Below are 7,270 nucleotides of genomic sequence, written 5' to 3'. Positions count from 1 at the left end.
CTCCCGCCCGCCCCTCTACTGCGCGGCCCTCGCGCGCCACGTCGATGAACGGCCCGAGCAGTATGCCCAGATCCTCCGCCACCGAAGCCTCGGACTCCGGCGGCATCGAAATGTAGCTCAGCCCGAGACGCGCAATCGCCCTGGCCAGAATTCCGGCGTCGGCGGGTGACGCCTGAATCCACCCTCGCTGGAAACTCTCCGCAAGCCGCGACGACGCGCGCTCGATGATGACCGCACTGTCGGTGGTGATCAGGCGAAGCAGGTCCGGCTTGGCCTCACCGGTGAGCAGAGAGATCACCAACGGGTCGGTTGCACTGGAGGCGAAAAACGATCCGAAACCCGCCGTCAATGCCTCGACTGCACGTCCGTCGTTCGCCACCATGGCCTCGTCCACCGCGTCGACGAAGCCGTCAGCAAGGCGAAGCGCGTACGCCTCGGCAAGCCCTTGCCTCGAGCCGAACTCGTTGTAGAGCGTCTGACGACTCACACCGGCATGCTTGGCCAGAACCGTCAGCGTCACCTCGGACCAGTCGCGCTCGGTCAACAACTCACGCATCGAATCGAGCACCGACGTACGCAGCAGCAGGCGCGACGCTTCTTTCTGCGGCAGACGAGTGGGCGTCGAAGTCATGGTGACGACACTACCGCCGCACCTAGGTCCGTTCGTCGCCGACGCATCTCACCGTCGTTCGACCTCAACCATGAAGAAGTCGCTCTTCGCCGCCCCGCAGTCCGGGCAACTCCAGTCTTCGGGAATGTCATCCCAGCGAGTGCCCGGTTCGATACCGTCCTCCGGCCAGCCGACTGCCTCGTCGTACTCGAAGCCGCATTGCGCGCACTGATACAGCTTGTAGTCGTTCATGATTCACTCCCCGCCGTTGCCGGCATCGGCTCGAAGTCCAGCTTTTCCCTCACGCCGCAGTCCGGACAGCACCAGTCGTCCGGCACGGCATCCCACGGCGTGCCCGCCGGAAACCCTTCTCGTGGTGCACCCTTCGATTCGTCGTAGACGTATTCACACACCGGGCATCGATAGCTGCTCATCACGCTGCTCCGTACCGAGCAAGGATGCGATCACGCTTGGACGGCTGAACGTTGACGCGGGTGATGTCGCCGCCGTAGTGCGCAAGGACTTTGGGATCCATCACTTTTCGCCACAGCGGTGGAACGTAGGCGAGGATGATCATGCTCGCGTACCCACTGGGCAGGTTGGGCGCACCGTCCATGCTTCGAAGCGTCTGATAACGACGCGTCGGGTTCGCGTGATGATCGCTGTGACGCTGGAGGTGATACAGGAAGATGTTGGTGCAGATGTGATCACTGTTCCAACTGTGCTCCGGTGCTGCACGCTCGTACCGCCCGCTGTCCAGACGACGACGCTTCAGTCCGTAATGTTCGAGGTAGTTGACGGTTTCGAGCAGACAGAATCCGAACACGGCCTGCAGCACCAGGAACGGCAGTACCGAGAGGCCGAAGACGGCGACGAGGACACCGAACAGTACGACGGACATCAACCACGAATGCAGGACGTCGTTGCGAATTGTCCACGGCTTCTTACCCAGTCGATCGAGTCTGGCCTTTTCCAGGGACCACGACGAGCGCAGAGATCCCCACACACTGCGCGGCAGGAAGGTCCAGAAGCTCTCACCGAAGCGAGACGACGCCGGATCCTCGGGCGTGGCGACGCGCACGTGGTGTCCACGATTGTGCTCGATGTAGAAGTGGCCGTAAAACGACTGCGCCAGAGTGATCTTCGACAACCAGCGTTCGAGATCGTCCTTCTTGTGACCGAGCTCGTGTGCGGTGTTGATCCCGATTCCTGCGACACAACCGATACTGATCGCCAGACCGATCTTGGAGATCAGCCCAAGTCCCCCGTCGATTCCGAGCCAGGACAGATCGGTCGCCGACCAGAGGTAGCAGGCCAGGACCAGGCTGACCAACTGGAACGGTATGTAGATGTAGGTGCAATACCGGTAGTACTTGTCGTTCTCGAGGCGCTCCATCACTTCGTCCGGCGGATTCTCGCCGTCCGGGCCGAAGAAGATGTCGAGGATCGGGAGCAGGATGTAGACGAGAAGCGGCCCGATCCACCACCACACCGGCGAGACCGCATTCCATCCGAGACTGTTGAACAACGCGACCAATCCGACGGCGATGAAGACCGCCGTCGGCGGCACGAGGCCGAGCAGCCAGAGGTATCTCTTCTTGTCACGCCACTGCTCGGGCGGGAGCGTCTGGCCGGATTGCGAGTCCACGTGCGTCGACACGGTCTACCTCCTCGATTCGGACCGACCCGAAAACTGTGAGTCAGTTCACTATGAGGTAGACAGTACTACTGATTTTGTACAAGTGATAGACAAATCATAAACTTTGTACATTTACTCGATTTCGCCGCGTTCACGCTTCCCGATCATCGAATGCTGCCTGCTGTAGGCAAAATAGATGACAACGCCGAGGGCCATCCAGACCACGAACCTCATCCAGGTCTCCACCGACAGGTTGAACATCAGCCACAGACACGCGAGGACGGCCAGAATCGGGACCAGCGGGACCAGCGGCACCCTGAATCCGCGAGGTAGGTCGGGACGCGTCCGACGGAGCACGAGAACCCCGATCGAGACGAGAACAAAAGCGAACAGTGTGCCGATGTTGACCATTTCCTCGAGGGTGCCGATCGGAAAAACGCCGGCGAGCACCGCGACCACGACGCCGACCAAGATCGTGATCCGCACAGGGGTTCCGTGCTTGCCGGTCGGTGCCAGGCGTCGTGGCATCAGACCGTCGCGTGCCATCGCGAAGAGCACCCTGGTCTGCCCGAGCATCAGCACCATCACCACTGTCGTGAGACCGGCCAAAGCGCCGAACGAGATGACGTTTTTCGCCCACGTGATGTCGTGGAAAGCGAATGCCGTTGCCAGGTTGGAGGTATCGCCCTCGAGCTCGGTGTATTTCACCATCCCCGTCAGCACCAGTGTCACCGCCACGTACAGAACCGTGACGATCAGGAGAGAACCCAGGATGCCGCGTGGCAGCGCCTTCTGCGGCTCCTTCGCCTCCTCCGCCGTCGTGGCGACGACGTCGAAGCCGATGAACGCGAAGAACACCAGACTGGCTGCCGCGAGCAATCCGTACCACCCGAACGTGCTGCCACCGGCCCCGGTCACGTACGAGAACAACGACTGGTGGATGCCCTCTCCCGTCGAGCCCGGCTCCGACGGCGGAATGTACGGCGAGTAGTTGTCGGTGTCGATGTAGAACAGACCGACGATGATCACCAGCAACACCACCGCGACCTTGATCGCCGTGATCACCAGTGACACCCTCGACGAGAGTTTTGTGCCGGTCGCGAGCAGGATCGTGATGACAGCGATCACCAGCACCGCACCCCAGTCGAAGGATATCGGCCCCAACTCGACGATCGGGCTGCGTGAGCCCATCACTTCGCCGAGGTACAGCGACCAGCCTTTGGCGACCACCGAAGACGCCAAGGCGAATTCGAGGATGAGATCCCAGCCGATGATCCAGGCGACGAATTCGCCGAACGTCGCGTACGAGAACGTGTACGCGCTACCGGCAACCGGGACCGTCGACGCGAATTCGGCGTAACACAGCGCTGCCAGTCCGCAGGCGATGGCGGCAATGACGAACGCGAGCGAGACCGACGGCCCGGCGACATTTCCCGCCGTCCGAGCCGTGAGTGTGAAGATGCCCGCACCGATGACGACTGCGACACCGAACACCGTGAGATCCCACGAGTTCAGTTCTTTCCGGAGTTTGGTTTCCGGCTCGTCGGTGTCCTTGATGGACTGCTCGATCGATTTGGTTCGAAACAGCTTCGACCGTCCAGATCCGGCCTGCTCGTCCTTGACAGCCATTGCCGCCTCCTTGCTGGGGACCAGCAGGTCCCACCATGGGCAAGTAGAGAGATGGCATCAGCCTAAGCCCGCAGGCGCAGCTTTGTTCAGGGTTTGTCGGGAGCCTGTAGATCTGTTTCAGGGCGATCTCCTGCGCTGAGACGATCCAGGTCCGGCTCGAGGTAGATCACCCGCGCCGCAGGCACTGCAGCGCGCACGCGAGACTCGGCCTCGTCGATCGCCGTCGCCACGTCCGAGATCGTCGATCCGATCGGCACCGCAACCTTGGCAGCAACAAGGATCTCCTCGGGACCGAGGTACTGCGTCTTGCAATGAATGACGCGTTCGATACGAGTTCCGTCGACCAGGGCGTTGAGGATCAGTTCGGTCTCCACCGCCGTTGCGCCCTCACCGATCAGCAGCGACTGCATTTCGATGATCAGAATGATCGCGATGATGCCGAGCAGGACACCGATGCACAGAGTTCCGATGCCGTCGAAGACCGGATTTCCGGTCACCATCGTGAGGCCGACGCCGCCGAGTGCAAGGACGAGACCGATCAATGCGCCGGTGTCCTCGAGCAGCACAACCGGGAGTTCCGGGCTACGAGAGGTTCGGATGAAGTTCCACCACGACGCATTTCCCTTGAGCGGTCGTGATTCCTTCGCTGCGGTCCGGAAGCTGTAGCCCTCCAGACAAATCGCTATGACAAGAATCGCGATTGCCACGAAAGCCGAATTGAGTTCTTCCGGATGTTGAATCTTGTGAATACCCTCGTAAATCGCGAACAGCGAACCGAGGGTGAAGAGCACCAGTGCAACGACGAACGAATAGAAGTATCGGTTGCGCCCGTAGCCGAACGGGTGCAGTTGATCCGCGTCACGTTCTGCCTTCTTCTGCCCCAGGAGCAGCAAACCCTGATTGGACGTGTCGGCCACCGAGTGCACCGATTCGGCGAGCATCGACGACGATCCGGTGATCAAGAATCCGGCGAACTTGGCTACGGCAATTCCGGCATTGGCTCCGAGGGCCGCCAGAATTGCCTTCTTGCCACCATGAGCCGACACAATGTCTCCTAGTTTCCGACTACGGCACTGAAAACCTGCGCAGTCGGGGTCCGTGTGCTCAGGTGTATCGCGGGCTCGTCGGCAGCGATCCACGCCGCTCGGCCTCGATCGAGGTCGAGAGTGTCAGTGCCGCACGTCGCAGTGACCGCGCCGTCGGTGCAGATCAGAATCCGCGGGCCTGAAGCGTCGACGACGATGTCCGTGGAATTCGCGTCGAACTCCAGACGCGTCAAACGAAATTCGGGCGCCGGCGTGACGTACTCGTATCTACCTGATCCTGACTGACCTGATCCAGATGACGGGGCCGGATCGAGCACTTCGATATCGGCCCCGACGAAGTCCAGAACCCTCAGCAATTCGGGCACGTCGACGTGCTTCGGTGTCAGCCCACCGCGCAGCACGTTGTCGGAGTTGGCCATGATCTCGACCGCGAGTCCATGGAGATACGCGTGGAGATTGCCGGCAGCGAGAAACAGTCCTTGGCCGGGCTCGAGGGTGACGCGGTTGAGCAGCAGTGCCGCCAGAACACCGGCGTCGCCGGGGTACGCCTCGCTCAATTCCAGCGCGGTGCGGATCTCGGTCACGAATTCGGCGTCGTGGTGTGCGACGTAGGTGATGCACCCGGCAAGTACGGCAGGGAGCAAGGTCCCGAGCACCGTGGACGGCAGCGTGATCCATGTCGTGAACAACGCCCGCAGTCCGTCGGAATCGGGTTGCCCTTCGAGCAGACCGATGTACGGCTCCAACTCGTCGACGGCCAGAGCGCGCAGCAGTTTGACAGTCCGCGTCGGCTCGCGGAATCCGGCAAGCGCTTCGAATCTGCTCAGTGCGACAACGAGTTCGGGCTTGTGGCTGCCGTCCTTGTAGTTGCGAATCGGCGATTCCATGGGAACGCCGAGTGCGTTCTCACGACGAAAACCCTCGTCGGCTTGAACGGCGCTGGGGTGCGCTTGAAGTGACAGCGGTTCTTCCGCCGCAAGCAGCTTGAGCAGGAATGGGAGTCGCTCACCGAATGCCTCGAGGTTCTCACGGCCGAGTTCGCGTTCGGGTTCGCGGTGCAGGACCTCGAGCAACGACTCGCTTCCGGATTCGGTGATCACGCGCGCCGGGTCACCCGGGTGCGCGCCCAACCACAATTCCGCTTCGGGATGATTCGACGGAGTCGAAAGACCGCGTAGTTCGGCAATTGCCGTTCGCGAGCCCCACGCGTAAGAACGAAGTGCACCTTCGAGTTCACGCACTTACTTCGCACCGCCCGTCAACTGCACGTACGCCGCGGCCATGTCTACTCGAGACGCCAACACGAATACCTGCTCCATCTCCGATATGACCACGTTGGTCTGGTCTTCGTCTGCCGCGACCACCAGGTCGGCGTCGGCCAGTGCGTCCATCCGGCGCCTCGCCTCCCCGCGCGTGGATTCGGTCGCGAAGACGAACGCCCGCGCCGGCGGGGTCGGCAGCGCGCCGTCGAGTTGCGGATCGTGAAAGAAGGGGTCGTGGAACACCGAATCACGTGAAGCTGCGTCCGGCGCGAACAGTGCCCGCGCCGAACGAATCACCTCGGACATCTCGGCGGCAGCGGCGTTCAGGCCGGAGCTCATCAGCGCAACGCTCGAGAACTCTGCGAGTGCTGTTGTCACGGAACCACTTCCACACAGAACGACTCGCCGGCCGCTCATCCTGGTGGCCAACGACTTGGCCGGGTTGTGGAATACCTCGTTGGCCGGTCCGTCCCGCAGCGCCTCCGCATCAACTGCGTCGGCGATTCGACCGAGCACCGCCGAACGGTCCTCGATCGATCCCTTGCCCTCGATTTCGGCGGCAACCGCGAGGAAGACGGCGAGGAACCGCGTCATCGTGTGCCGGGGCGAGGCGTAGAGCCGCGGTGGCAAGGGCATGGTGCGCCCGGCCGCCACGGCTCGCATGGGCCCCTCGTCGGGAACGGCGACAACAACCTCGGCGCCGCGGCGTACGGCACTGTCAACGGATTCGACGAGGCGTGGATCACCGGCATCGTCACCGGCGACGACGATCACGTCCAACGGCCCGGCCCACGACGGCGTCCGGTCGAGAACGAGGAGCGGGCAACCGACCGAATCTCCGACGAGAGCAAGCGCGATCCTGGCTCCGTGCCGGGCGCCACCCGCGCCGGCGATCAGTACGACGCTGCGCGGACGCAGACCGGCCAATCGGGAGATCACACCCTCACCGACGGCCGACGCGGTGGCCCGAATCTGTGCGCCGCCCATGGCTACAGACCGCAGTAGCCCTTCCGAATCGGCAGCTGACAAACCCTCGCTGTCGTCGAGGTCGAGAAGCGGCATCGGCGCTGTCATCTCACCGCAC

General features: G+C 62.3%; 8 protein-coding genes. All 8 read right to left on the bottom strand.

Annotated features, from left to right (window positions below; all coding sequences use genetic code 11):
- Positions 1-631: TetR/AcrR family transcriptional regulator (locus tag AC1Q61_RS31645; protein ID WP_492654921.1), on the bottom strand; the 631-nt coding region annotated here is incomplete at its 3' end.
- Positions 632-679: 48 nt separating this feature from the next.
- The gene (locus AC1Q61_RS31640; RefSeq protein ID WP_003940894.1) at positions 680-862 is read right to left on the bottom strand and encodes a rubredoxin; all 183 of its coding nucleotides are present in this window, start codon (positions 860-862) and stop codon (positions 680-682) included.
- On the bottom strand, positions 859-1,044 hold the full coding sequence (locus AC1Q61_RS31635) for a rubredoxin (RefSeq protein ID WP_003940827.1): 186 nt from the start codon (positions 1,042-1,044) through the stop codon (positions 859-861). Before AC1Q61_RS31635 ends, AC1Q61_RS31640 begins: the two co-directional genes overlap by 4 nt.
- On the bottom strand, positions 1,044-2,270 hold the full coding sequence (locus AC1Q61_RS31630; protein ID WP_030535014.1) for an alkane 1-monooxygenase: 1,227 nt from the start codon (positions 2,268-2,270) through the stop codon (positions 1,044-1,046). Before AC1Q61_RS31630 ends, AC1Q61_RS31635 begins: the two co-directional genes overlap by 1 nt.
- 111 nt (positions 2,271-2,381) lie before the next feature.
- On the bottom strand, positions 2,382-3,878 hold the full coding sequence (locus tag AC1Q61_RS31625; RefSeq protein ID WP_030535015.1) for an amino acid permease: 1,497 nt from the start codon (positions 3,876-3,878) through the stop codon (positions 2,382-2,384).
- Positions 3,879-3,964: 86 nt separating this feature from the next.
- Positions 3,965-4,924, bottom strand: coding sequence for a cation diffusion facilitator family transporter (locus AC1Q61_RS31620; RefSeq protein WP_042450115.1), 960 nt, complete (start codon positions 4,922-4,924; stop codon positions 3,965-3,967).
- Between the two features lie 8 nt (positions 4,925-4,932).
- Positions 4,933-6,165, bottom strand: a complete 1,233-nt coding sequence (manA, locus tag AC1Q61_RS31615; protein ID WP_042922158.1) for a mannose-6-phosphate isomerase, class I — start codon at positions 6,163-6,165, stop codon at positions 4,933-4,935.
- The gene (locus tag AC1Q61_RS31610) at positions 6,166-7,260 is read right to left on the bottom strand and encodes a hypothetical protein (protein ID WP_030535017.1); all 1,095 of its coding nucleotides are present in this window, start codon (positions 7,258-7,260) and stop codon (positions 6,166-6,168) included.
- Positions 7,261-7,270 lie beyond the last annotated feature (10 nt).

The sequence above is a fragment of the Rhodococcus sp. MPR-R1B genome, from assembly GCF_058793255.1.
The sequence above is the reverse complement of the archived record's forward strand: the minus strand, read 5'-3'. Positions and strand labels throughout refer to the sequence as shown.

Excerpts from the sequence above, each read along its gene's own strand:
- AC1Q61_RS31610 (WP_030535017.1), bottom strand. The coding sequence starts at position 7,260 with ATGACAGCGCCGATGCCGCTTCTCGACCTCGACGACAGCGAGGGTTTG.
- AC1Q61_RS31625 (WP_030535015.1), bottom strand. The coding sequence starts at position 3,878 with ATGGCTGTCAAGGACGAGCAGGCCGGATCTGGACGGTCGAAGCTGTTT.
- AC1Q61_RS31635 (WP_003940827.1), bottom strand. The coding sequence starts at position 1,044 with ATGAGCAGCTATCGATGCCCGGTGTGTGAATACGTCTACGACGAATCG.
- AC1Q61_RS31640 (WP_003940894.1), bottom strand. The coding sequence starts at position 862 with ATGAACGACTACAAGCTGTATCAGTGCGCGCAATGCGGCTTCGAGTAC.